Consider the following 1,703-nt stretch of genomic DNA (forward strand, 5'->3'; position numbering starts at 1 on the left):
TGGACCAATGTCAAATATTTAGACACAAAATGAGCTATATTTTCTTAAAATAATTTTCTTCTTTCTGATTTGGAGTTAAACCCTTGTTGGCGGAATGAGGATTATAATTGTTATAAAATTGTTCGATGTATTCAAAGCAAGAGAGTTGAACTTCTTGAATGGAGTGATAAGTTCATAATTACATTAACGCAAAAAAATATGTTCAAACTTTGACCGAAGATGAAGTTAAAAATTTGTGTTTTGAAGTCAAAGATTTATACGAAGATGTCTTAAAAGAATTTGAAATTAAGCTCTAATTTTTTTCAAAAAGGGGGATTGGGGGACACCACCAAAAATAAAAAGATTCGTCTGAAACGAACAAAAATAAAATTGGAAATTTTAGATTTTGTGAGTGAAAGATGAATACTTTTTACTGTACTTGGGTACCCAAGTGCGAAGTTCACTAAAGACACTAACCCCCTATTTTGAGCTTTTAGAGTTGACAGATATTTGTGAGGTTGACAAGATGAAAATAATTGAAAATCGTGAGAGAAGTATACAGAAAAAATTTCGTGTAAATGAAAAAGAGAACGAAAGAATTAAATTGATGATGAGAGAAACTGGTATCACTAATTTTTCTATTTTTGCTAGACGAGCCTGTTGCAATAAAGAGATTTTTTCTATTGATTTTTCAGAATATAAAAATATTATTTCTGAAATTTCTGCGACAAAATCTGAACTAAAACGTATCGGAAATAATATCAATCAAATTGCTAAACATTTAAACGAAAATAAAAATAATCAGACAAAAGAATTGATGTCTGATTATCAAAATCAATTAGAAAATTTGGAAAATAAAATTCAAAAAGTTGTTCATTTTATTTCGGAGAGGGAGTAAAAATGACAGTGAGTTATATGCCAAAACAATCGAACGGAACAGTTCATTCTTCAAAAGATTTAAACCAACTCATTGATTATGTGATGAACCCCGAAAAAACAAATGACTTTGAATATGTTTCCGGTCAAAATATTTTAGATATTCATTCAACCTGTGATGAAATGTTAGCGACACGAACAATGGCTATCGCTTTAAAAAACAAGCCACAAAAAAATGAAAGGTTCGGTTATCATTTTGTCCAATCTTTTTCTCCTGATGACCATTTAACCCCTGAACAAGTTCATGAAATTGGTTTAAAAACCATGAAAGAATATCTCGGAAATTCTGCGGAATTTATTATTGCTACTCATACCGATAAGCCACACCTCCATAATCATATTGTGCTTAATGCAACTGACCCTTTAACTTTAAATAAATTTCAACAAAACAAAAATGATTTAGAACGATTGAAAGAAATTTCTGATAGAATTTCTAAAGAATATGGTTGTAAAATTATTGTCCGTCCTGAACAAAAACTAGGGAATTCTCACAAAAATTATTTGGTCTATCTTGCTCAAATTTCTTACCGGAAAGAGATTAAAAACAAACTTGAATTTTTGATGAACCATTCTCATACGTGGGAAGATTTTAAAGAAAAAGCAAGTGCCTTAAATTTAAAAGTGGACGATACTAAAAAATATACCACTTATCTTTTAGAGGGAAGCGAACAAACCAAAAAAATTAGAGATAGAAGTTTAAAAAATGATAAATTTTTAAAAGAAAATCTCAAAGAACGGATAGAAAAAAATACCATTGGTTATTCAGTTGAGGAAGTCGTGAAACTTTG

Annotated in this window: 2 protein-coding genes and 1 pseudogene; 2 read left to right on the plus strand and 1 reads right to left on the minus strand. The window is 29.7% G+C overall.

Features of this window, described 5'->3' with window-relative positions; all coding sequences use genetic code 11:
- Positions 1-34: 34 nt before the first annotated feature.
- Positions 35-169 (minus strand): annotated as a pseudogene (locus AB0N16_RS41710) (IS3 family transposase); the annotation flags it as partial.
- Between the two features lie 222 nt (positions 170-391).
- Here AB0N16_RS41710 and mobC point away from each other — a divergent pair.
- On the plus strand, positions 392-877 hold the full coding sequence (mobC, locus tag AB0N16_RS41715; protein ID WP_365806026.1) for a plasmid mobilization relaxosome protein MobC: 486 nt from the start codon (positions 392-394) through the stop codon (positions 875-877).
- A gap of 2 nt (positions 878-879) precedes the next feature.
- Positions 880-1,703, plus strand: an 824-nt coding sequence (locus tag AB0N16_RS41720; protein WP_365806027.1) for a relaxase/mobilization nuclease domain-containing protein, incomplete at its 3' end; no start/stop codon positions are given.

Origin of the sequence: Streptomyces sp. NPDC051105 (genome assembly GCF_040682795.1) — a bacterium.
In the GTDB taxonomy this organism is placed as follows: domain Bacteria; phylum Actinomycetota; class Actinomycetes; order Streptomycetales; family Streptomycetaceae; genus Streptomyces.